The following is a 22,594-nucleotide window of genomic DNA, read 5'->3' on the forward strand; positions in this document are numbered from 1 at the left end:
CAACGGAAGAAGCGGTGGAGCCCGGTGCACCGGGCTCCACCGCTTCTTCCGTTGTCCCGCACGGTCGACCGATACCGTGGGGTGAGCCCGGATTCACGCCACGGGGTGATGCCCGCTGCCGCTCCCGGGCGGCACGCTCGGAAACCATGACCACCACCGAGATTCGCACCCGCCCGCCACATCAGGTCGAGCTCTCCTTCACCCTGCTCTGCGTCGCCTTGCTCGCGGGCATCGTCGAGGCGATCCTCCAGGCCGCTCGCGCGCTGGAGGAGGGCGGCGCGAGTCCGTCCGCGGTTGCCGTCAATGGCGCGATCCGGCTGGCGATCTACGGCGCGGTGTACGCGCTCGCCGTGGCGATGCGGCGCGGCTCGAACCCCGCCCGGACGACCCTGCTGGTAGGCCTCGGGACGGTGGGGATCGCGTCGCTGGTGATCGAACCGGCGGCCTGGCTGTTGTCGGCGAACGGATTCGACGTCGCGGACCTCACCGTCGCGTCGACCCTCATCGGTCTGGCACGGACGGTCCACCTGATCGCGGTGGTCGCCGGGCTCGGCCTGCTGCTGGGCACGAACTCCCGGCGGTACTTCGCGCGCCTCTAGACCGCGCAGGAGTCGTCGGCGCAGCTGCCAACGTCGTCGCCGAGCACGGCGATCGCCCCCGACTGCGCGTAGGCCTGCTCGAGCAGCTGGACGAACACCTCGACGGGCTGCGCGCCGGAGACGCCGATCGCCCGGTCGGCGGCGAAGAACGGCACCCCGGTGACGCCGAGCAGCCGCGCCTCCTCGATGTCCCCACGCACCTGCTCCGCCGCGGCGTCGGTCTCGAGCGCTGCCCGGATCGCGGTCGCGTCGAGCCCGCTCTCGGCGGCGATCGCGACGAGTTCGTCGCGGTCGTCCACCACCCGGCCGTCGGTGAAGTGGGCGCGGAACAGCGCCTCCATCACGTCCTCGCTCCTGTCCCCCGCCAGGTGGACCAGCCGGTGGGCGTCGAAGGTGTTCGCGGCGATCACGGTGTCGAAGTCCATCGTGAGGCCGTCGGCCGCCGCGGTGGACGCGACGTGGGCGAACATCTGCTGGATCTGATCGGCTGGCAGGCCCTTGTGCCGGGCCAGCGCCTCGAGCTCGCCGACCCTGGCACCGACCGGCGTCTCGGGGGCGAGCTGGTAGGAACGCCACACCACCCGTACCCGGTCACGGTGCTCGAACTGTTCCAGCGCGGCCGCGAAGCGGCGCTTGCCGATGTAGCACCACGGGCAGGCGATGTCCGACCAGACCTCCATCACCACGGCGGGCTCGACGGCGGATTCGGGCTGGCTGTTCGTTTCGAGGCTCACAGATGGTTGAAACGTCCACCATCGCGATTCTGTTCCTGGCCCCTAGGTGACCAGCGCCGCATCGAGGGTGATCGGGACCCCGGTCAGGGCCTTGCTCACCGGGCAGGTCTGCTTGGCGGCCTGCGCCGCAGCGGCGAACCCGTCGGCGTCGAGTCCGTCGACCTCACCTCGGACGGTGAGCGCGATCCCGGTCAGCTTGAATCCGGGATCGTCGGGGCCGAGCGTCACGTCGGCGGTCACCTCCAGGCTCTGCGGGGTGCCGCCCGCCTCGGCGATCAACGCGGAGAGCTGCATGGCGTAGCAGGACGTGTGCGCCGCGGCGATCAACTCCTCCGGGCTCGTGGTCCCGTCGGCGTTGTCGGCGGCACGCTTGGGGAACGAGACCTCGAAGGTGCCCGCACCGGAACTGCTGAGTTCGACCTGCCCTGACCCGTCCTGCAGGGTGCCGTTCCAGGCCGTGCGGGCGGTGCGTGTTGGCATGGGTGTTCCTTCCGTCGGGCGTGAGTGCGGTCAGGACCAGTGTTCCCGCGTTCGCGCCAGGGAACACCCAAATCCGGCACACCGGCCGCGGGCGCTACCGCACGTCGCTCGACTGCTCCGCGGCGGTATCCGTCTCGTGATATCCCGCCAACAGGGTTCGTTCCTGCTCGCGCTTCGGGAAGGCGAAGAAGACGAGGGCGGCGCCGACCAGCACGATGAGGATCGCCGCCGCGTAGGCCTTGGTGTCGCCGTCGAGGAAGGCCGAACGCGCCGCGCTCATGATCGGCTCCGCGTACTGCGGGTACCGCTCGGCGATGTCCGCTGCGCCCGCGAAGGACTTCTCCAGGGCGGACTCCACCTCCGAGCTGACCTGATCCGACTCGGGGGACGAGGCGATGGCCGCGGCGAACGAGGCCGTGTACCCGGCGGTGAGCAGTGCCCCGAGAACGGACTGGACGATGGCGCCGCCGAGGTCGCGCTGCAGATCCGCCGTGCCCGAGGCCATCCCGGCCCTGGACACCGGCACCGAGCCCGTCAGCGACCGGGACGCAGGCGTGCCCGCGAGGCCGACACCGATGCCGAGGAAGATGTAGCCGAGCGCGATCTTCCAGTACTGGGCGTCCTCCTTCCACAGCAGCAGCGCCACCAGCAGCCCCGCCACGATCGCCGCGTACCCGAGCAGCAGGGTGAACCGGGCGCCGTGGGATTCGACCAGCTTCGCGGATTGCGGTGCGACCAGGACCATCACCGCGGCGGCTGGCAGCCCGGCCGATCCTGCCGCGAGCGTGGAATAACCGAGGACGTTCTGCATGAACTGCTGGCCGATGTACATCGTGCCCATCAACGTCCCGAACACCACGATGCCGGCGACCGCGGCCACCCAGAAGATCCTGCGACGGGCCACACTGAGATCGAAAAGCGGAGCGGGAGCCCGTAGTTGGCGCCAGAAGAACACCACCCCGGCAGCGAGTGCGATCGACAACAGACCCAGCGCGGTGGCGCCCATCCCGTCCACGGGCGCGAAGTTGATGCCCAGCACGAGTGCGGCGACCAGCACCACGGACACCATTCCGCCGAGGTGGTCGACCGGATCCGTCGACTCGTTCACGTGGCTGGGCACGAAGACGATCGAGAGGCCGAGCGCGATCAGCGCGAGGGGCAGCGTGATGAAGAAGACCGAGCCCCACTCGAACCACTGCAACAACGCCCCGGAGGCGAGCGGCCCGAGCGCCGAGATGCCGCCACCGATCGCCGACCACAGCGCGATCGCCTTGGTCCGCGCCGCCCCGGACCACAGCGCGGTGATCAGTGCCAGCGTGGTCGGGAAGGCCAGCCCCGCGCTGATGCCGCCGAACAGTCTGGCCGCGAACAGCACCTCGAAGTTGGGCGCGAACGCGGCGATCAGGCTGGCAGGCACCGAGAGTGCCATGCCGAGGACCAGCATCGTCTTGCGCCCGTACCGGTCGCCGAGGGCGCCCAGGTACAGCACGGACGCGGCCAGCCCGACCGAGTAGCCGACCGCGATCAAGTTGAGCTGCGTCTGGCTGGCGTCGAAGGCCTTCCCGATGTCCGGCAGCGCGACGTTGGCCACCGCGAGGTTAAGGTTCGCGACGGCGGCGACGATGATCAGCGACAGTAGGACGAGCCGCGGCCGTGCGGGCTGGTCTCCGAGGGATGCGATTGCCACGCGCCCAGTTCACACCATCGAGGGCCCGCCGGTGCGATTTGCGGTCCGTGGCGCGGTAGCCATTCCGAAGGAAACGGGGGTCGGCCTCGGCGGGCGGTGTAATCTCAGAAGGCCGCGACACTGTGATCGAGGATCAGCTCCCCGACCGCGAGAACACGCCGACCTTCGCATGGAACCACGGGACGTCCCGTTACCAGGAGGAACCATGGCAGTAGTCCATTCACCAAGCGGGACAGTGGAATCGCTCGGCGCCATCGCGCTCACCATCGGAGTGATCCTGTTCGCGCTGCTCACTCTCTACCTGGTCGGATTCGACCAGGGCGCGGTCTCACGCGCCGGCATGTACATGCACGAACTGATGCACGACGGCAGGCACCTGCTCGGCCTGCCCTGCCACTAGCCGAACCGGAGAACATGAGCCACCGGTTCGGACACCCCGGCCATCGCCCCTGGCGATCGGCCGAAGGCTCGACGAACGACGGAGACCTCGATGAGTTCACCGAACAGTTTCGACGCGCTGCAGACTCGCGTCGCAGATATCGCACCGGTCTATCGCAATCCGCTCGACTCGCCCTACGAGATCTCCAACGAGATGTTCGCGGCGTTGCGGCACGTCCTCCACGACGTCGGCGGACAGCCCGATCTGCCGATCGAGTACAAGGAGAAGGACGAGGAACCATGGGAGATGCGCACGTACGTCACCTGTGAATGCCTTGGCTGGCGCGGGGTGTGGAACTCCGAGGAACGGCGCCGGGCCGAGAACGACCTCGGCGCGACGCTCTACTTCGGACTCCCCTACTACGCCCGCTGGGCCACCGTCGCCGCGAAGACCCTGATCAACAAGGGCCTGATCACCCCAGACGAACTGTCGGCCAAGCTGGACGAGGTGCGGGCACGCTCGGGGGCGACGTCATGACGAAGTTCCAGATCGGAGACCGCGTCACCGTCCGGGACGCGACGTCGATGTTCCACACCAGGACCCAGGCATACACCCGCGGCCGGACCGGGGTGGTGGTCGAATACCGCCCGGAGTGGGTGATCCCCGAGGACGAGGCGTGGGGACGCGAGGACGGCCGCACGGAACCCTTCTACGTCGTGCGGTTCAAGCAGCGCGACCTGTGGCCGAAGTACACCGGATTTGACGCCGACACCCTCGAGACCGAGTGCTCGGAGCGGTGGCTGGAACCCGCCGAGGAGGAGCCGAAGTGAGCCAGACGCACGATCACCACGCACCGATCCAGGAATCGGGCGAGATCAGCGAGTTCGAGATCCTCGAGACGGCCGTCCGGGAACTGGCGATCGAGAAGGGCCTGTTCTCGGCGGAGGACCACCGCCGCTTCTCGGAGTGGGCCGAGTCCGTCGGCCCCGCGGGCGGATCCCGGCTGGTGGCCAAGGCCTGGACGGACCCCGAGTTCAAGGCACGACTGCTCGCAGATGGCACCGAGACCTGCAAGGAGGTCGGCATCGACTGGCGGGACCCGACCGGGTCAGGGACCCCGAGCGACTACACGTACTTCTATGTCCTGGAGAACACCCCGACGGTGCACAACGTGATCGTCTGCACCCTGTGTTCCTGCTACCCGCGGCCGGTGCTCGGTATGTCGCCGGACTGGTATCGCACCCCGAACTATCGCAGGCGCCTGGTCCGCTGGCCGCGAGAGGTGCTCGCGGAGTTCGGGTTACACATGCCACCCGAGGTCGAGGTGCGGGTGCACGACTCCAACCAGAAGTCGCGGTTCATGGTGATGCCGATGCGGCCCGATGGCACCGAGGGATGGACCGAGGAACAGCTCGCCGCCATCGTCACCCGCGACACCATGATCGGGGTCGCGCTGCCCCAGGTCGACTGGACCGCCGCCGAGCCTCCGTCCGAGGCCGGTGCGTGATGGGCGACGGATACCGGGTGCTGTTCGACACGCTCGCGCCGGGATCCCGGCGCGAGTCGAGCCTGCCCGAACTGGACGGGAAGCCGGCACCGTGGGAGTCGAGCATGCAGGCCACCTGCGAATGCCTGTCCTGGCGGGGGGCGCTGGACAACCTGGAGCGACGCGAGGCCGAGGACGAGCTCGGCGAGACCATCTACCTCGATTTCCCGGTCCGTGCGCGCTCGGCGGTGGTGACCGCGCACGCCCTGCTGGACCTGGGCATCATCGACCAGGAGGAACTGCGGTCGAAGATGCAGGCGGTGCGGGAGCGGTTCGAGCGGGAGTGACCGTACGCCGCGGCGCGGTCCGTCGGCTGGCCGTGAACCGGAAGTGGCGTCCGTGACAAATGGGCATGTGGACACTGATGCACTCCGCGATGACCCTGTTCCGCGGGACAACGAGCTGATCGCCCGGTCGCTGACCGATCCGGAGGCCTTCGCGGGGATCTTCGACCGTCACTTCGGGACGATTCACCGCTATCTGGCCCGTCGGGCCGGGACGGATGCGGCGGACGACCTCGCCTCTGACGTGTTCGTGGTCGCGTTCGGTCGTCGGGCAGATTTCGACCTGTCCTACGAGCAGGCGCTGCCCTGGCTGTACGGCATCGCGGGCAACCTGCTGAATTCGAATCGTCGTCGCCTCCACCGGGACGTCGCCCTGCTCGCCCGTCATCCGACGCCCGTCAGCCCGTTGCCCTTCGAGGACCGGGTGAACGCCTCGCTCGATGCCAGGCGCGAGGTGCGGGCACTCGAGCGGCGGCTGCGGAGGCTGTCGCAGGCAGATCTCGACACCTTGCTGCTCTACTCGTGGGAAGACCTCAGCTATCCCGAGATCGCAGTGGCACTGCAGATCCCTGTCGGAACCGTGCGTTCCCGCCTGAACCGGCTCCGGCGCAAGCTGCGCGAACCGGAAGCCGACGAACTCACAAGAACTAGACGACAGCAGACCGAACCGGGGCAAGGAGATGGACATGGGTGACTTCGCGGAGATTCGTGGCCGGCGACCCGAGTCGCAGCCTCCCCGGGACGAGGTCATCCTCCGAGCGAGACGGAACCTGATGCGCACCATAGAAAGCAGCACGTCCACGCAGCCGCCTGCCTCCGATACCACCGGCGCACCCACCACCACCGTCGTCGCCCTCGACACGCGCCACCGACGGGGACGGCGCGTGTTGGCTGGTGTGGGTGCCGCCTGCGTCGCCGCCGCGGCGATAGCCTTCGGTGTAGGACACGACGGACTGGGCGGTCCCGAGCAGACTCAGGTCGTCGCCGCCGGACCGCAGTTCACGTTGCGGCACACGGCGACCCTGATCGCGGCGACGTCCACGCCGGTCGGGCCAGGGCCGATCCGGCACCTGCGGTTCACCAATCTCACCGACGAGGGGCAGCCGACCTACGACACCTTCGTGCGCCCGGACGGAACCGCGCTCGTGGGCCCGGCCGGTGGGGTCCTCGAAGAAACGTCCGGGTACCGGACGCGCGCCCAGCTGGACGGTCTTCCCACCGACCCTGATCAGTTGCGGACACGGATGCTGAGCCTGTCGCACGAGCTGGGGCTGGGGTATGCCGACGAGGCCCCGGACAGGGCGCTGTACCGGTTGGCGACCGAGCTGCTCCCTGACCCCGCAGTCACCGCCGAGGTCAAGGCCGGGATCTACCAGGTCCTGGCCGCTCTCGACCTCGAGGCGATCAGGGCACGCGATCTCGGCGTCGGCGCGGATCGGACCGGTCGGCCCGGCTTCGTCCTCGAGTTCACCTTCGAGGAGGGCTACGTCGACCGGATGGTGATCGACAGTGGAACCGGAGCGTTGATGAGCGTCGAGACCCTCGACCGAGACGGGACGCTTGCCGGCGGCCAGGTCTACGTCTTTGCCGAGATGGTCGACGCGATGCCCCAGACAACATGACCCCACGCGACTCGATACTCGGACGCCGTCGGTCCTCGCGCACCGGTCAGCCCGACACGGAAGCGGGCAATCCGACGTGCGTCTCCGTTCAGCCGACCTGATAGGTCCCCATGCCCTTGGCCACCAGTGTGCCCCCGACCGTGGTCACGATGTCCACGGAGCAACTGCTCAGCCTGCGGCCCTGCCGCACCCGCGTTCCGATGATGTCGACGTCCTCGGCGAACGCCGGCTCCAGGAACTGGATCGACATGGCGACGGTGACGCCCCGCAGCTTTTCGGGGACCCTCGGCCCGGCCCACGCCGCGGCCATGATCCCGATGTCGATGCACCCGGCGAGCGCACCGCCGTGGACCATCTCGCCGACGGTGACCAGGTTCTCGCGAAAGGGCATGCGCAGGCGGGCGTGATCGTCGCCGATGTCGATGAGCTCGATACCGAGGTGTTGCACGAAGGGCGAATGCGGCAGGAACAGCCGCATCGCCTCGGAGCCCGTGGTGGGTGCCTGGATTGTTGCCTCGGACATGACCTCACCCCTAAATCAGAGTTTGACTACGTTTTCGGAACTGTACTACGGTTTCTTTCATGAGCCTAGACCCGCCCGCCGACCGCAGGCGCCGCCGCACGCACACGGCGGTCCTCGACGCCGCGGATCTACTGTTCGCCAGGGACGGGTACCGCGCGACCAGCGTCGACGCCCTGGCGAACGAGGCGGATGTCGCGCTCAGCTCCATCTATGCGAACTTCCCCGGCGGCAAGTCCGACGTGTATGCCGCCCTCGCCTGCCGCACGGCGAGCGAGCACGCAGAGGGCATGCGCGAGGCGATGACCGGCGTCACCGCCGAGGACCGACTCCTGGCTACCTTCGACGCGTACGTCGCATTTCATCGCGCCCGACCGCTGGCCTTCCGGATCCTCGGCCTGACGGACGTCGACGACCGGGATTCCGAGGTCGTGGCGCAGGCCCGCACGCGCATCGATGCGACGCTGATCGGGATCACCCGCGAACTGGTGACGGCGATCGGTTCGCCCCTCCCCGGCATCGAGGAGATCGTGCTGCTGGCGTGGGCGACCGTCAACGGCGTGCTCAGCCTCGAGCATCGCCGCACGATCTCCCGCGGCAGCGCGGATTCGCTCATCGAGATGGCCAGGGCGGACGGCGCCCGCAGACTGAAGGAGTCGGCACATGCTCAGCGGTGAACTGGGCCGGGCCGACCGGCTTCGGGTCATGCTGCAGGCGGCGGCCATCCAGACCCGTGCGCTGCCAAGCCAATTGGCGGGAATACCGAGGTCCGGCCCGACGGCCCCGCCGCTGTTCGACCCGCCCGATTCCGCCCTGGCCACGGAGGCCCTCGAACATGCCCGCGAGGTGCTAAGCCCGGGCATCCTCGCGCACAGCCTGCGGTGCTGGCAGTGGGCCATGCGATTTCGCACGGTGGACGGCCTCGAACCCGACCCCGAGGCACTGTTCGTCGCGTGCGTCCTGCACGACACGGCGCTCGGCGCGCCCACCGATGCGCACGTCGGCTGCTTCGCGCTGCTGGGGGCCGACGAGGCCAGGCGGTTCGTGGCCGCCCGCGGCGCCCCCGCCGCCTCGGCGGAGACGGTGGCCACCGCGATCGCGCGCCACAACGACCCGCGCACACCGGCCGGGCACGGACCCGAGGCAGTCCTGCTGCACGACGCAACCCACCTGGACATCGGCGGGTATCGGGTTCGGGACATGCCGCCGGACTTCCTGCGCTCCGTCATCGCGGCGCTCCCCCGCGACGGGCTCGGCGCGGAGTTCGGCGCGCTCGCCCGGCACGAGAGCCGGGTCAGGCCCCGATCGACGATGGCCGTGCTGTGGCGCGGCGGGATGCGGATCCCCCTGCGCCTCAACCCCCTCGATCGGCTCGGAGATCGCTGACCGCCGACGACGGCATAGCGTGCCCGTCATGACCACCGATGACGATCCGACATCCCCTGCGCAGAGCGGGGGTGCCACCCGGATCGTGGTGCTGGCACGCGCCGCCCATCGACGGCGGCGGGGACGCGGGCCGACATTGGTGGGCATCGACGGCCCCTCGGGCGGCGGGAAATCCGCCCTCGCCGAGCAGGTCGCCGCGGCACTGGACGACGCACCGGTCGTCCGGATGGACGACCTGTACCCCGGCTGGGACGGCCTTGCCGCGGCCGTTCCCCTGCTGGTGCGGTGGGTCCTCTCCCCCGCCGGGCGCGGCCTGGTCCCGCGGTATCGGCGCTACGACTGGCATCGGGGCGGATACGCGGAGTGGCGGACGATCCACCGCCATCGATACCTGATCGTCGAGGGCGCGGGCGCGACGACCGGGCGGGCGCGGGGGTACTACGCGGTGCGGGTGTGGGTCGACGCCGACCCGGACGAGCGGATGCGGCGCGCCCTGCGGCGCGACGGCGACATGTTCCGGCCGCACTGGGACCGCTGGGCCCGGCAGGAGACGGCGCTGTTCGGGCCCGACCAGACGCGGCGGGCCGCACAGGTCGTCGTAATCACGAGTTCGACTCCCCCTGGCGACGATCGCCCGTAGGCCCACGGTAGGAGAACGGACGGACCAAGATCAGTTCCGGGGCGGATGCCCCGGCGGGAGTGCCCGCGCGAGGCTGGGCCGGTCGGTCTCTCGAAAGAAGGTCCCCGCGTGTTCCCACGCCTGCCCGATCGCACCGCGGCGATCGCCTACATCGCCCTCGTCCTTGCGGTCGCTCTCGGCACCGCGAACATCGCCGAGGGACTGCTGCTCGCCTTCTCGCCACTACTGGTTGTGCTGGTCATGATGCTGGTCGTCACGCGGGAGGGCTACCGCCGCGACGGGTGGCGCCCGCTGGGCATGACCCGCATGGGCCTGCGGTACTGGCCCTTCGCGCTGCTGGCGACCGCGGGGGTCTCGGCGCTCGCGATCGTCGGCGTCGCGCTGGCAGGCGCCGGGAGCCTCGGCGCCCCTTCGGGGGACTGGCTGCAGTCCTCGCTCGTCCTCTGCATCACCGGGCCGATCCTCGCGTTCGCCGAGGAGATCGGCTGGCGGGGATACCTGCAGCCGCGCCTGGAGTTCCTCGGCGAGCGACGGGCGATGCTCGTGGTGGGCGTGGTGTGGATCTGCTGGCACCTCCCGTACATCCTGCTGACGCCGTACTACCACGCCGAGGGGCAGCGCACCCTCGTGCTCATCCTGTTCAGCGGCACGGTGGTCGCGTTCTCGTTCCTCTTCGGCTACCTGCGCATCCGCTCCGGCAGCGTGTGGCCCGCCGTCCTCGCGCACTTCGCGCACAACGCCTCGTTCGCGGTTCTCGCCACCTACGTGGTCACCACCGACCGTCCCGTGGTCGTCAACGAGTATCTGGCAGGGGACACAGGCCTTTTCGTGCTGGTCGGCACCGCGGCCTTCGCGATCGTGCTCGCGCGGCGCGGGGCAGCCGTCAGCGGGGATCCGGTGGAGCGCTCAACCCTGACGTCCAGGCGTGGATGACCGCGTGCATCCGGGCACGGCGCCTACGCCGCTGCACCCGTCCACGCCTGCAGCGCCGTGCGCCACCCGCCGTCGCCCGCTGTGGTCCCGGCCCATGCGATGTATCCGTCGGGGCGCACCAGCAGATCGGGTCCAGCGTCGGTTCGTTCGGCCTGGAGAACGTCGGAGTCGCGGTTGGTCGCGCCGCGCCGACGGACGAGGACGAATCCCGGGGTGCGCTGCACTTCGGTCAGGCGCCCCCGCCGTAGGGGCACCTCGGTGGCGCGGGTGCCGACGAGGGAATGCTGTCCGCGAGCGTGCCGATAGCGCAGAGTGACGCCAGAGAAGGCGCCGGAGATCAGGTTCGAGATCGGCCGGATCTCGAGGGTCTTCGGCACAAGGAAGTCGCGGGCCCTCCGCGCCAGGACCGGCTTCAGCGTCACGGCCCGCATCAAGGCGCCGCTCTGGAACAGCACGAGGCGGCCGATAGGGTGCCGCTCGGACTGGTACGTGTCGAGGATCGCGTCATCGGCGCCACCGAGAGCGAGGTCGAGTTTCCATGCGAGGTTGGCGCCGTCCTGGATGCCGGTGTTCATGCCCTGGCCGCCCATCGGGGAATGCACGTGCGCGGCGTCTCCTCCGAGGAACACGCGTCCGTGTCGATAGTTCTCGACCTGCCGCTCGTCGCAGTGGAACCGAGACCGCCAGCTGATCTCGCCGAGGCCGACCGTGCGCCCGAGAGCCCGGTCGAGCGCCTCCTCGATCTCGCCTGGCTCCACAGGGGCGCTGTCCGGGAGCCGATGGTTGCGGTCCCACGTCACGGACCGATACCAGCCGTCGTCCCCGTACGGCACCAGGAAGGCGAACTCGTTCGCGGTGCTGCCGAGAAGGGGACCGCCGCCCCCAGGGCCGTTCGCGAGACGGACGTCCGCGAGGACGACGGACTGGAGGACGGTCTTGCCGGGGAACGGTGCGCCGAGCAACTCGCGGACGGTGCTGTGGGCGCCGTCCGCACCGACGACGTAGCGGGCCCGCCAGGATCGGGTGACGCCGCCGCCCTTGGGTTGGGCGGTGACCGTGACACCATCCGATTCCTGTTCCAGGCCAATGACTTCGGTACCCCGATGAATGACGGCACCCTGCTCACAGGCGTACCGCGCGAGCGCCTGATCCACGTTGGTCTGCGGAGTGATCAGGGCATACCGGTATCGCGACGGCAGCCGCGTCAGGTCGAGTGTCGCGCCGCCGAACAGATGAACCAGGCCGATCGTGGTGCCCATGTCGAGCAGACCATCCGCCAGGTTGCGGCTGTCGAGCACCTCGAGCGTGCGGGCCATCGTCGCGAAGGCCCGGCTGGACGGATTGATCTGCGGCCAGCGTTCGAGGACAGCGACCTCACGGCCGGCGCGGGACAGATCGCCCGCGATGGTCAGGCCGGTCGGGCCACCGCCCACCACAACCACATCGACATTTTCCATGACTCGCGCTCCCGCTATGTCACCGCCTGTTGACATAGACGCTACGCCGCCCCATCCGGTAAGTCCACGGTCGGTGACTTATCGGATCGTGCGGGATAGGTTCGGGGCATGAGCGGCACGAGCAGCGGCGACACCGGACCCACCCGCACCAGGAACGCCGAACAGACCCGCGCGGACATCCTCGCCGCGGCCAGGGCACGCTTCGCCGCGGACGGCTTCGAACGCACCACCCTGCGGGCCGTCGCGGCCGACGTGGGAATCGACCCCGCGCTGGTCATTCGCTACTTCGGCAGCAAGAAGGACCTGTTCGCGGCCGCTGCCCATGTCACGCTCGATTTCCCGGACCTGCGCGGCGTCCGACCGGACGGGCTGGCCGAGGTCCTGCTGCCCCGCTTCTTCGCCGTATGGGAGGGCCAGAGCACCTTCCTGGCCCTGCTGCGCTCGGCGATGACCAGCGAGAGCGCCGCGGCCACGATGAGGGCGGTCTTCGTCACCCAGGTGGCACCCGCGCTGTCGGTTGTCACACCCGACGAACCTGCCCGGCGGATCGGGATGCTCGGGTCGTTCATCATCGGTCTGGCAACCGCCCGCTACGTGCTCGCCACCCCCGGGATAGCCGAGGCCAGCCATGCCGAGATCACGCGGTGGGCGGGTCCCGTCATCCAGCACCTCCTGACCGGTCCGGCACCGCACCCCGATGTTCGCCCCGACGACGGCTGATGGTCACCCGGCGCCCCTAGGTTCAGCCCTCATGCGCACTCACACAACCATGTTGACCGCGGCCGCCGCCGCGGTGCTCGCCGCCGTCGGGGCCGCTCCCGCCTCCGCCGCGCCGCCCGCGGCCCCGATCGTGAAGTCGTCCGCGACCCTGCCCGCCACCGCACTCTCCGACGTCGAGCGGCAGATCACCGACGACCGGGGCGTCACCCTCGGCGGCATCGGCAGCGGCATCTTCCCCATCGGTGGAAACGAGTACTGGACCGTCACCGATCGCGGGCCCAACGGCGAGGTGAAGGTGGACGGCTCGGACCGACGCACCTTCGTCGTTCCGGAGTTCACCCCCGCGCTGGTCAGGATCCGGGTCCAGGGCGACCGGATCGCCGTGCTCGAGACGCTGCCGCTGACCACCCCCGCAGGCGCGCCCGTCACCGGCCTCTCGAACCTCCCCCGCGACGAGAAGCCGTACGCCGCCGATGCCGCCACGCCGCTCCCGCTGAACCCCAACGGACTCGACACCGAAGGCGTGGTCCGCACCCCGGACGGCCACTTCTGGCTGGTCGACGAGTACGGCCCCTCGATCGTCGAGGCCGACGCCACGGGCCGCGTCGTCGCCCGGCACGTGCCCGCGGGACTCGAGGACGACTACACCGCGGCAGGGGTCGCGTACCCGGTGACCGGCAGCCTCCCCGCCGGCCTGGCCGACCGGAAGGTCAACCGCGGCTTCGAGGACATCGCCCTACTGCCCGACGGCCACACCGTCGCCGTCGCGCTGCAGAGTTCGCTCGTGGTCAGCGGCGACAAGGACCGCACCGTCACCGAGCTGCTCACCTTCGACACCGCGACCCGTGCCACCGTGCACGAGTTCGGGTACCAGTTCGACGACCCGTCCACCTTCGCAGCGGGCACCAGGGGTCGCGACCTGAAGATCTCGGCGCTGATCCCGCTGTCGCAGACCCGGGTCCTCGTCGAGGAGCGCACCGACACCGAGGCCCGCTTCCACGCCGTGGACCTGGACCCCACCCGCGCACTGATCACCGGCGCCGACAAGACGCTGTTCGCGAACCTCGCCGGGGTCGCGGGTGTGCCCGGCAAGATCGAGGGCGCCGCGCTGCGCGGCAACCGACTGATCCTGATCTCCGACAACGACTTCGGGTTCGACGGCACCCGCGCCTATCCCGCGGGCCAGGACGTCGCGGCCAGCGGGATCGAGACGGTGCTGGTCGAGGTGAAGGTGGACGACGGCGGCGGATCCTCGGATCTCCCCTTCCCGGTGACGCCGCTCTCCTGAGCCCGCGATTGCGCCCGAGACACGAAAACGCCCCGCGAGCTCTCGCTCGCGGGGCGTTTGTCGTACGTGAAACCTAGTCGGCGGAACCGCCCTCGACGGGGGCCTCGCCTGCACCCGCCAGCGCCTCCGCGGGCGAATCGGGCACCTTGACCGGCTTCGGGCTACCGGTGAACGTGAACTTCGCGTCCTCGCCGGAGCTCTCGCCGTCCCAGCCCTCGACGTCGACCAGGACGATCTGGCCTGCACCGAGCTCGTTGAAGAGGATCTTCTCCGAGAGCTGGTCCTCGATCTCGCGCTGGATGGTGCGACGCAGCGGCCGCGCACCCAGGACGGGATCGAACCCGCGCTTGGCGAGCAGCGACTTCGCCTGCTCGGTCAGCTCGATGTCCATGTCCTTGTTCTTCAGCTGCTTCTCGACGCGGCCGATCATCAGGTCCACCATCTGGATGATCTGATCCTTGGTCAGCTGGTGGAAGACGATGATGTCGTCGATGCGGTTGAGGAACTCGGGCCGGAAGTGCTTCTTGAGCTCGTCGTTGACCTTGAGCTTCATCCGCTCGTAGTTCGACTCGCTGCCCGTTCCGGACGAGAAGCCCAGGCCGACGGCCTTGGAGATGTCCGAGGTGCCCAGGTTCGAGGTGAAGATCAGCACGGTGTTCTTGAAGTCGACCGTGCGGCCCTGACCGTCGGTGAGACGGCCGTCCTCGAGCACCTGCAGGAGGGTGTTGTAGATCTCCTGGTGCGCCTTCTCGATCTCGTCGAACAGCACCACCGAGAACGGCTTGCGCCGGACCTTCTCCGTGAGCTGGCCGCCCTCCTCGTAGCCGACGTACCCGGGAGGGGCACCGAACAGCCGCGAGGCGGTGAAGCGGTCGTGGAACTCGCCCATGTCGATCTGGATGAGCGCGTCGTCGTCGCCGAACAGGAAGTTCGCCAGCGCCTTGGACAGCTCGGTCTTACCGACACCGGACGGGCCGGCGAAGATGAACGATCCGGACGGACGCTTCGGGTCCTTCAGGCCTGCGCGGGTGCGGCGGATCGCCTTGGAGACCGCCTTGACGGCGTCCTCCTGGCCGATGATCCGCTTGTGCAGCTCGTCCTCCATGCGGAGCAGACGGGTGGTCTCCTCCTCGGTGAGCTTGAACACCGGGATGCCGGTCCAGTTGCCCAGGACCTCGGCGATCTGCTCGTCGTCGACCTCGGCGATGACGTCCAGGTCACCGGAACGCCACTGCTTCTCCCGCTCGGAGCGCTGGGCGACCAGCTGCTTCTCCTTGTCGCGGAGGTTCGCGGCCTTCTCGAAGTCCTGCGCGTCGATCGCGGACTCCTTCTCCCGGCGCGCGTCGGCGATCTTGTCGTCGAACTCGCGCAGGTCCGGCGGCGCGGTCATCCGGCGGATGCGCATCCGGGCGCCCGCCTCGTCGATCAGGTCGATCGCCTTGTCCGGCAGGAAGCGGTCGTTGATGTACCGGTCGGCCAGGGTGGCCGCGGCCACCAGCGCGCCGTCGGTGATCGAGACGCGGTGATGCGCCTCGTAACGGTCCCGCAGACCCTTGAGGATCTCGATGGTGTGTTCGACCGTCGGCTCGCCGACCTGGACCGGCTGGAACCGGCGCTCGAGTGCGGCGTCCTTCTCGATGTACTTGCGGTACTCGTCGAGGGTGGTCGCACCGATGGTCTGCAGCTCGCCGCGCGCCAGCTTCGGCTTGAGGATCGAGGCCGCGTCGATGGCGCCCTCGGCCGCGCCCGCACCGACCAGCGTGTGCAGCTCGTCGATGAACAGGATGATGTCGCCGCGGGTGTTGATCTCCTTGAGCACCTTCTTCAGGCGCTCCTCGAAGTCACCGCGGTAGCGGCTGCCCGCGACCAGGGAACCAAGGTCGAGGGTGTACAGCTGCTTGTCCTTGAGCGTCTCCGGGACCTCGCCGTTGACGATGGCCTGTGCCAGGCCCTCGACGACCGCGGTCTTGCCGACGCCGGGCTCACCGATGAGGACCGGGTTGTTCTTGGTCCTGCGGCTGAGCACCTGCATGACCCGCTCGATTTCCTTCGAGCGGCCGATGACCGGGTCGAGCTTGCCCTCGAGTGCGGCCTGGGTCAGGTTCCGGCCGAACTGGTCGAGGACCAGCGACGTCGACGGGGTGCCCGCCTCGCCGCGGGTACCGCCCGCCTCGGAGGGTTCCTTACCCTGGTAGCCGGACAGCAGCTGGATGACCTGCTGACGGACCCTGTTCAGGTCGGCGCCCAGCTTGACCAGCACCTGGGCTGCCACGCCCTCGCCCTCACGGATGAGGCCGAGCAGGATGTGCTCGGTACCGATGTAGTTGTGGCCGAGCTGCAGCGCCTCGCGCAGGCTCAGCTCCAGCACCTTCTTGGCGCGCGGGGTGAAGGGGATGTGACCGGACGGGGCCTGCTGACCCTGGCCGATGATCTCTTCCACCTGGCTGCGCACGCCTTCAAGGGAGATACCCAACGACTCCAGCGACTTCGCCGCCACGCCCTCACCCTCGTGGATGAGGCCGAGCAGGATGTGCTCTGTGCCGATGTAGTTGTGGTTGAGCATCCGGGCCTCTTCTTGGGCCAGGACAACAACGCGCCGCGCGCGGTCGGTGAACCTCTCGAACATCGCTCTCCCTCACGTTCTTCTTGGGGTAGATCCCTACACGGAATCCACGAGCCGCACCTCTACTCTAGTGGCCAGTGGTGCGACCTGCGCCGCCTCTATCCCATTCACTGCGGGACAGTGTGCCTGCTTACTGGTCCTAACGCAGCAGCCAGGGGTTTCGTTTCCCGTCGGCTCTACGCCAGCAGCGAACAGGGGCGGATGCGGGCGATCCGAGACTCGTCAGGGGCCGGGAGAGGGGCTCAGCCCACGACGGGCGGCACGAATACGCATGGCACCGCACGCTGATGCGCGGGATCGAGCGCGTTGAGCACCATCGTCCGCGCCCGCCGGGCGCCGGCGATCGACAGGTGGTCCGAGTAATCCTGTTCGCAGCCGTCCTGCACGACGATGTTGGTCGCCTGCGGCCCCGGCTCGATGCCGGAGATGTACGGAACCACGATCTCGTCGTAGCGGGTGACGATGTTGGTGTACTCGATACCCGGCACGTACAGGCCGCCGGACCGCATACGGTCCACGAAACCCGAGCCGTGCATCATCTCGGGACAAGCCTTGCAGGCCGGGAACCCGAGCTCGAATTCGTCGTCGACGCCCAACCCGCGCAGCGCGGCTCCGAGGCTGAACCCGTCGACCCCGTAGGTCCCGTCCCACGGCGGCGCCAACGAGACGATCCGGCCGACCTTGCTCGCCCCGCCGCCGAACTTCGCGTAGTTGTTGGCCACCACGGTGCCCTGGGAATGGCCGACCAGGTCCACCTTGTCGGCGCCGGTCGCGGCGAGCACCTGGTCCACGAACGCCGCGAGCTGCTCGGTGCTCTCGTCCACGGGGAGCATGCCGCCGATCGCGCTCAGCGGCCACGGCAGATCGGCGAAGTTGCCATAGGTGAGGGCGAAGACGCAGAAACCCTCGTTCGCCAGCATCGGCGCGTAGGCGGCCCAATTGTCCTGCCGATTTCCTGCGGTGCCGTGCACCAGGACGACGGGTGTGGGGTGTTCCGCGGTCGGCCGGCACGACCAGTCATTACTACCGGGCGCCGATCCGCCCGGATTGGTCAATTCCGGCACAACGCCGGAAAGAAAGGTATCGGGTTCGGGGAGGGGCGCTGCGCCCGCGGCGACTGCGCTCCAGAACAACGCGGCCGCCGAAATCAATGAACCGATCACAATTCGCCAGCGCATGACACTCCCCCTCGAGTTGCTCCCTCGTCCGCCCGCCCGATCGCGAGGCTAACAGCCTGCATACGATGGGGCGGGCGAAACGAGAGCACAAACTTCGGGAAGATCAGTTGGCTTTGTTGTACGCCTCGGTGATTTCCGCCGAGATACGACCGCGGGCCGAAACCTTGTGGCCATTGCGCCGTGCCCACTCACGAATCGCCGCACTCTGTTCGCGGTCGATCGCCACCCGACTCTTGCCGCCTGCTACAGCGGCCTTGGCCCGCCGACGCCCGGTTGAACGTCGGGCGTGGGAAACCCAAACCTCAAGCTGCTCTCGCAGTTTTGCGGCATTCGCTGACGACAGGTCGATCTCGTAGGTGACGCCATCGAGACCGAACTCGACCGTTTCGTCGGCGGCCGCTTCCTGGTCCACATCATCGATCAGGGTGACGGTGACCTTTTTCGCCATGGATCGAGTTTCCTTCCAATGAACTGCAATTTTGCGCTTCCCCGCGCCGGCTGCGACGAGTCTACGCCCATTCCGACGGACGCAATACCGGAGAAAAGCAAATTAGCAATTGAAAGAGGTCAGCGAGCCGAGGGGCGCACAATTGGGAAGAGGATAGTTTCGCGGATTCCCAATCCCGTCAAGGCCATCAACAGGCGGTCGATCCCCATACCGGTGCCCGTCGTGGGCGGCATTCCCTGCTCCATCGCGGCGAGGAACTCCTCATCGAGGGCCATCGCCTCGTCATCCCCAGCCGAGGCCAGCCGGGCCTGGTCGACGAACCGCTCGCGCTGGATCACCGGGTCGACGAGTTCCGAGTAGCCGGTGGCCAGCTCGAACCCACGCACGTAGAGGTCCCACTTCTCCGTCACGCCCGGCTCGGTGCGGTGCTGACGGGTCAGCGGCGAGGTCTCCACCGGGAAGTTCCGCACGAAGGTGGGCGCGAAGAGCTGGTCGCCGCACTGGTGCTCCCACAACTCCTCGACGAGCTTGCCGTGGCCGTACCCCTTGTCCTTGGGCACCTCGAGTCCGACCTTCTCCGCGAGGGCCAGCAGTTCGTCGACGGTCGTCTCGGGGGTGACGGACACCCCGATCGCCTCGGACAGCGACGGGTACATCTCGAGCGTCTTCCACTCGCCGCCGAGGTCGTACTCGGTGCCGTCCGCGAGCGTCACCAGCTGCGTCCCGAAGGCGGCCTGGGCCACCTCCTGGATCAATTCCCGGGTCATCGTCGCGGAATCGTCGTAGGTGCCGTACGCCTCGTACGTCTCGAGCATCGCGAACTCCGGCGAGTGCGTCGAATCGATGCCCTCATTGCGGAAGTTCCTGTTGATCTCGAAAACCTTCTCGATTCCGCCGACGACGCATCGCTTGAGGAACAGTTCCGGGGCGATGCGCAGGTACAGATCGATGTCGAGGGCATTCGAGTGGGTGATGAAGGGGCGCGCCGCGGCGCCGCCTGCCAGCGTCTGCAGCATCGGGGTCTCCACCTCGAGGAACCCACGCCGCTCGAGCGCGTTGCGCAGCTCCCGGACCACCGCCACGCGCTTGCGGGCCATCTCCCGCGCCTCGGGCCGCACGATCAGGTCGGCGTACCGCTGACGGACCCGCGACTCCTCGTTCATCTCCTTGTGCGCGACCGGCAGCGGACGCAGCGACTTCGAGGCGATCTGCCAGGCGTCGGCCATCACGCTGAGCTCACCGCGGCGGGAGCTGATCACCTCGCCGTGCACGAAGACGAAGTCGCCGAGGTCGACATCCGACTTCCACGCGGCCAGCGCGTCCTCGCCGACGGAGGCCAGGCTGATCATGGCCTGCAGCTGGGTGCCATCGCCTTCCTGCAACGTCGCGAAGCAGAGCTTGCCGGTGTTGCGGACGAAGATCACGCGGCCGACGACGCCGACCTCGGTGCCCGTGGCAGTGTCCGGCTCCAGGTCAGGGTGCTGCGCGCGCACCTGTGCGAGCGTGTGGGTGCGCGGCACCGAGACCGGGTAGGCCTCCTGACCCTGCGCCAGGATCCGGTCCCGCTTCTCTCGGCGGATCCGGAGCTGTTCGGGGGTGTCATCGGCCGGCTGGATTGCTGCATCACTCACGGGTGACCAGCATAATGCGCCCTCAGTGAGCGGCGACGGCCGCGGCCTCCCGAACGTAGTGCCGGGCCCTGGTGGCGACGCCGAGCAGACCGGCGGAACGCAGCGCCTGGTACCCGCCGACGAGGTCGGTCGCCCGGTGCAGACCCAGTTCCTGCAGCGCCGCGGCCGCCAGGCTGGAGGTGTAGCCCTCCGAGCAGACCACGATCCACTCCACGTCGTGATCGGCGGCCAGCGCGATGCGCGCGCTGCTCGACGGGTCGAGGCGCCACTCGAGCACGTTCCGTTCGATCGCCAGCGCGCCAGGCAGCGCACCCTCGGCGGCGCGCTGGGCCTGGGGCCGGATGTCGACGATGATCGCGCCGCGGGCGACGGCCTCGGCGACCTCGAACACGTACATGCGGCGGTAGCTGCCGCGGGCCTTCTCCAGCATCTCGTCGATGGTCATGCCGACTGTCCTTCCGGGAGATCGGTCAGCTCGGTGCGGGTACGCCGCAGGGTGCCCTGATCGGTCACCTCGTAGTAGGACATCGCGGTGAGCGGCGGCGAGTAGGCGTGCACGCTCAGCGTCGGAGCGGCCGGAGACACCTGGTCGCCTTGGGCCTGCATGACGTCGTGCACCCAGCCGAGGGGGAACGAGGCCTGATCGCCCGCGTCGAGCGTGCGGTACTTCAGTTCACCACCGCTCCAACGATATTCGGCCAGCACACCGCTCAGTACGGTGAGCGCGCCGAGCGATCCGGCATGGTCGTGCAGTTCGGTCGCGAGGCCGGGCGCCCAGCTGATCAGCCAGACATCGACGTCATCGTCGGCGTGCAGGCGGGTGGACCAGCGCTCGTCCGTCGGCCACGACCCGGTCCCGGGCAGCAGATCGGCGAAGCGGCCGTCGAGCACGTCCTGCGCGCCCTGATCGGTGATGCGCAGCAGGTCGGCGGGCCGCAGACGGCTCGGCGAGGACAGCGCGTTGACTGGTGATGGCACCAAAGAAGAGACCACAGATGTGGAAAGCATGGGAGAGACTCCAGGAGGGTGAATTGGTCAAGGCCGTGAGACGTGCCTCAACGAATCGAGGCGGCGTTCAGCCTCGACAACACTCCTGAGCAACCATGCGGCGATTCACGCCAACCAGTGTGGCACAGAACCCCGGATTGGCAAACCCTCCGTCCATCGGCCGTCAGCCGACCGGCGGGTGCTTCGCGGCCCGGCGGGCCTGGTTGCGCTCGTAGACGATCCGCAGGCCCTCGAGCGCGAGGTCCCGTTCGATGTGCGCGATGGTCTCCGACTCCGGCATCACCAGCGGGGCGCTCTCCCCCGTGGCGATCACGTTCACGTCGTTGCCCGCGAACGCAGGCACCTCGGCACGCACCCGCCGCACCAGACCGTCCACCAAGCCTGCGAACCCGAAGATCGCCCCTGCCTGCATGCACTCGACGCTGTTCTTGCCGACCACCGCCCGCGGACGCACCAACTCGAACTTCCGCAGCGCCGCCGAGTGCGAGGCGAGCGCGTCCGTCGAGGTCTCCAGGCCGGGCGCGATCGCACCGCCCAGGAACTCACCCTTCGCCGAGACGACATCGACACAGGTCGCGACCCCGAAGTCCACGACGATGCACGGCCCACCGTAAAGGTGGTGCGCGGCAAGACTGTTGACGATCCGGTCGGCCCCGACCTCCTTGGGGTTGTCGACCAGCAGCGGCACCCCGGTTCGCACACCGGGCTCGACCACCACGTGCGGGACGTGCTCCCAGTACCGGGTCAGCATCACCCGCAGTTCCCGCAGCACCGACGGGACGGTCGACAGCGCCGACACCCCGACGATCTGGTCCGCACTCTCCCCGAGCAGGCCCCGCAGCATCCAGGCCAACTCGTCCGCCGTCATCCGCGGATCCGTGCGCATCCGCCAGTCCCGCACCAACTTCGAGTGGTCACCCGTGCCGGCGAACAACCCGAGTGAGATGTTGGTGTTGCGGACGTCGACGGTGAGCAGCACGGCTACACCAGCGCCGAGGCGTCTTCGAGGGTGGAGAGCATCCGCGGCGTGATCAGGCCCGAGCCCTCGGGGGCGTGCGCCGGGTCGGCACCGAGCTCGATGGCCTTGTTGTCGGCGTCGACGAAGACCACACGCGGCTGGTAGTCGCGGACCTCCTGCTCGTTCATCACGCCGTAGGCGATGAGGATGACCAGGTCGCCGGGGTGAACCAGATGCGCTGCCGCACCGTTGATCCCGATCACCCCTGAGCCGCGCTCACCCGCGATGACGTAAGTCTCGAGGCGGGCGCCGTTGTTGATGTCCACGATGCACACCTGCTCGCCCTCGAGCAGGTCGGCGGCGTCCATCAGGTCCTGGTCCACGGTGACCGAACCGACGTAGTGCAGGTCGGCGTGGGTCACGGTGGCGCGGTGGATCTTCGACTTCATCATGGTGCGAAACATGTTGTGTCC

At 68.7% G+C, this 22,594-nt stretch carries 27 protein-coding genes; 14 read left to right on the forward strand and 13 right to left on the reverse strand.

The features are described from left to right. Positions 1-146: 146 nt before the first annotated feature. Positions 147-599, forward strand: coding sequence for a hypothetical protein (locus tag ACWFRB_RS11545; protein WP_452641092.1), 453 nt, complete (start codon positions 147-149; stop codon positions 597-599). On the opposite strand, the gene ACWFRB_RS11550 is transcribed toward ACWFRB_RS11545, so the two are convergent. The 3 genes from ACWFRB_RS11550 to ACWFRB_RS11560 form a co-directional block, all read right to left on the reverse strand. Continuing rightward, positions 596-1,279, reverse strand: coding sequence for a DsbA family oxidoreductase (locus tag ACWFRB_RS11550; protein ID WP_452641201.1), 684 nt, complete (start codon positions 1,277-1,279; stop codon positions 596-598). The two genes, ACWFRB_RS11545 and ACWFRB_RS11550, sit on opposite strands and share 4 nt — an antisense overlap. Before the next feature lie 96 nt (positions 1,280-1,375). Next, complete coding sequence (locus ACWFRB_RS11555) at positions 1,376-1,813, reverse strand: OsmC family peroxiredoxin (RefSeq protein WP_452641093.1); 438 nt, start codon at positions 1,811-1,813, stop codon at positions 1,376-1,378. A gap of 94 nt (positions 1,814-1,907) precedes the next feature. Continuing rightward, entirely contained in the window at positions 1,908-3,500 is a 1,593-nt protein-coding gene (locus ACWFRB_RS11560; RefSeq protein WP_452641095.1) for an MFS transporter, read from the reverse strand. 205 nt (positions 3,501-3,705) lie between these two features. Between ACWFRB_RS11560 and ACWFRB_RS11565 the strand changes: the two genes are divergently transcribed. The 7 genes from ACWFRB_RS11565 (at position 3,706) to ACWFRB_RS11595 (ending at position 7,331) form a co-directional block, all read left to right on the forward strand. Continuing rightward, positions 3,706-3,900, forward strand: coding sequence for a CbtB domain-containing protein (locus tag ACWFRB_RS11565; RefSeq protein WP_452641097.1), 195 nt, complete (start codon positions 3,706-3,708; stop codon positions 3,898-3,900). 90 nt (positions 3,901-3,990) lie between these two features. Continuing rightward, the gene (locus ACWFRB_RS11570) at positions 3,991-4,416 is read left to right on the forward strand and encodes a hypothetical protein (protein ID WP_378409446.1); all 426 of its coding nucleotides are present in this window, start codon (positions 3,991-3,993) and stop codon (positions 4,414-4,416) included. After that, a complete protein-coding gene (locus ACWFRB_RS11575; RefSeq protein ID WP_452641098.1) occupies positions 4,413-4,709 on the forward strand; it encodes an SH3-like domain-containing protein in 297 nt (98 codons plus the stop codon). The genes ACWFRB_RS11570 and ACWFRB_RS11575 overlap by 4 nt, the downstream gene beginning before the upstream one ends. Beyond that, positions 4,706-5,386, forward strand: coding sequence for a thiocyanate hydrolase subunit gamma (gene scnC, locus ACWFRB_RS11580; protein ID WP_452641099.1), 681 nt, complete (start codon positions 4,706-4,708; stop codon positions 5,384-5,386). The genes ACWFRB_RS11575 and scnC overlap by 4 nt, the downstream gene beginning before the upstream one ends. Continuing rightward, positions 5,383-5,712 (forward strand): ScnB, encoded by a 330-nt coding sequence (locus ACWFRB_RS11585; protein WP_452641100.1) that lies wholly within the window; start codon positions 5,383-5,385, stop codon positions 5,710-5,712. Before scnC ends, ACWFRB_RS11585 begins: the two co-directional genes overlap by 4 nt. Before the next feature lie 67 nt (positions 5,713-5,779). Further along, a complete protein-coding gene (locus ACWFRB_RS11590) occupies positions 5,780-6,403 on the forward strand; it encodes an RNA polymerase sigma factor (protein ID WP_452641101.1) in 624 nt (207 codons plus the stop codon). A gap of 79 nt (positions 6,404-6,482) precedes the next feature. Continuing rightward, entirely contained in the window at positions 6,483-7,331 is an 849-nt protein-coding gene (locus ACWFRB_RS11595) for a hypothetical protein (protein ID WP_452641103.1), read from the forward strand. A gap of 88 nt (positions 7,332-7,419) precedes the next feature. Here ACWFRB_RS11595 and ACWFRB_RS11600 read toward each other — a convergent pair whose 3' ends face one another. Then, on the reverse strand, positions 7,420-7,854 hold the full coding sequence (locus ACWFRB_RS11600) for a PaaI family thioesterase (protein ID WP_452641105.1): 435 nt from the start codon (positions 7,852-7,854) through the stop codon (positions 7,420-7,422). 59 nt (positions 7,855-7,913) lie between these two features. On the opposite strand from ACWFRB_RS11600, the gene ACWFRB_RS11605 reads away from it, so the two are divergent. The 4 genes from ACWFRB_RS11605 (at position 7,914) to ACWFRB_RS11620 (ending at position 10,810) form a co-directional block, all read left to right on the forward strand. Then, positions 7,914-8,528 carry a TetR/AcrR family transcriptional regulator gene (locus ACWFRB_RS11605; RefSeq protein WP_452641106.1) on the forward strand — a complete coding sequence of 205 codons (615 nt, stop codon included), beginning with the start codon at positions 7,914-7,916 and terminating at the stop codon, positions 8,526-8,528. Continuing rightward, the gene (locus tag ACWFRB_RS11610; protein WP_452641108.1) at positions 8,515-9,237 is read left to right on the forward strand and encodes an HD domain-containing protein; all 723 of its coding nucleotides are present in this window, start codon (positions 8,515-8,517) and stop codon (positions 9,235-9,237) included. The genes ACWFRB_RS11605 and ACWFRB_RS11610 overlap by 14 nt, the downstream gene beginning before the upstream one ends. A 28-nt stretch (positions 9,238-9,265) precedes the next feature. Then, positions 9,266-9,877: a hypothetical protein gene (locus ACWFRB_RS11615; RefSeq protein WP_452641110.1), complete on the forward strand. Its 612-nt coding sequence runs from the start codon at positions 9,266-9,268 to the stop codon at positions 9,875-9,877. Between the two features lie 108 nt (positions 9,878-9,985). Continuing rightward, complete coding sequence (locus ACWFRB_RS11620) at positions 9,986-10,810, forward strand: CPBP family intramembrane glutamic endopeptidase (RefSeq protein WP_452641112.1); 825 nt, start codon at positions 9,986-9,988, stop codon at positions 10,808-10,810. A gap of 23 nt (positions 10,811-10,833) precedes the next feature. Here ACWFRB_RS11620 and ACWFRB_RS11625 read toward each other — a convergent pair whose 3' ends face one another. After that, positions 10,834-12,267, reverse strand: a complete 1,434-nt coding sequence (locus ACWFRB_RS11625) for an FAD-dependent oxidoreductase (RefSeq protein ID WP_452641114.1) — start codon at positions 12,265-12,267, stop codon at positions 10,834-10,836. Positions 12,268-12,375: 108 nt separating this feature from the next. Here ACWFRB_RS11625 and ACWFRB_RS11630 point away from each other — a divergent pair, with 108 nt between their 5' ends. Both ACWFRB_RS11630 and ACWFRB_RS11635 read left to right on the forward strand, forming a co-directional pair. Further along, positions 12,376-12,987, forward strand: coding sequence for a TetR/AcrR family transcriptional regulator (locus ACWFRB_RS11630; protein WP_452641116.1), 612 nt, complete (start codon positions 12,376-12,378; stop codon positions 12,985-12,987). 31 nt (positions 12,988-13,018) lie between these two features. Beyond that, the gene (locus ACWFRB_RS11635) at positions 13,019-14,275 is read left to right on the forward strand and encodes an esterase-like activity of phytase family protein (RefSeq protein ID WP_452641117.1); all 1,257 of its coding nucleotides are present in this window, start codon (positions 13,019-13,021) and stop codon (positions 14,273-14,275) included. 73 nt (positions 14,276-14,348) lie between these two features. Here the strand turns inward: ACWFRB_RS11635 and ACWFRB_RS11640 are convergent, their stop codons facing one another. From ACWFRB_RS11640 to panD, 8 genes are all read right to left on the reverse strand, one after another. Then, complete coding sequence (locus ACWFRB_RS11640) at positions 14,349-16,901, reverse strand: ATP-dependent Clp protease ATP-binding subunit (RefSeq protein ID WP_077042982.1); 2,553 nt, start codon at positions 16,899-16,901, stop codon at positions 14,349-14,351. A gap of 239 nt (positions 16,902-17,140) precedes the next feature. Then, a complete protein-coding gene (locus ACWFRB_RS11645; protein ID WP_452641118.1) occupies positions 17,141-18,076 on the reverse strand; it encodes an esterase/lipase family protein in 936 nt (311 codons plus the stop codon). 103 nt (positions 18,077-18,179) lie between these two features. Then, on the reverse strand, positions 18,180-18,524 hold the full coding sequence (locus ACWFRB_RS11650; protein WP_027500495.1) for a histone-like nucleoid-structuring protein Lsr2: 345 nt from the start codon (positions 18,522-18,524) through the stop codon (positions 18,180-18,182). Positions 18,525-18,643: 119 nt separating this feature from the next. After that, the gene (lysS, locus tag ACWFRB_RS11655) at positions 18,644-20,155 is read right to left on the reverse strand and encodes a lysine--tRNA ligase (RefSeq protein WP_452641121.1); all 1,512 of its coding nucleotides are present in this window, start codon (positions 20,153-20,155) and stop codon (positions 18,644-18,646) included. Between the two features lie 22 nt (positions 20,156-20,177). Next, entirely contained in the window at positions 20,178-20,600 is a 423-nt protein-coding gene (locus ACWFRB_RS11660; protein ID WP_452641123.1) for a rhodanese-like domain-containing protein, read from the reverse strand. Beyond that, positions 20,597-21,163: a cysteine dioxygenase gene (locus tag ACWFRB_RS11665; protein WP_452641125.1), complete on the reverse strand. Its 567-nt coding sequence runs from the start codon at positions 21,161-21,163 to the stop codon at positions 20,597-20,599. The genes ACWFRB_RS11660 and ACWFRB_RS11665 overlap by 4 nt, the downstream gene beginning before the upstream one ends. Positions 21,164-21,326: 163 nt before the next feature. Beyond that, positions 21,327-22,142 carry a type III pantothenate kinase gene (locus ACWFRB_RS11670; RefSeq protein ID WP_452641126.1) on the reverse strand — a complete coding sequence of 272 codons (816 nt, stop codon included), beginning with the start codon at positions 22,140-22,142 and terminating at the stop codon, positions 21,327-21,329. A gap of 2 nt (positions 22,143-22,144) precedes the next feature. Then, complete coding sequence (gene panD / locus ACWFRB_RS11675) at positions 22,145-22,585, reverse strand: aspartate 1-decarboxylase (protein WP_027500490.1); 441 nt, start codon at positions 22,583-22,585, stop codon at positions 22,145-22,147. Positions 22,586-22,594: the final 9 nt, after the last annotated feature.

This window comes from Rhodococcus sp. NPDC055112 (assembly GCF_053607505.1).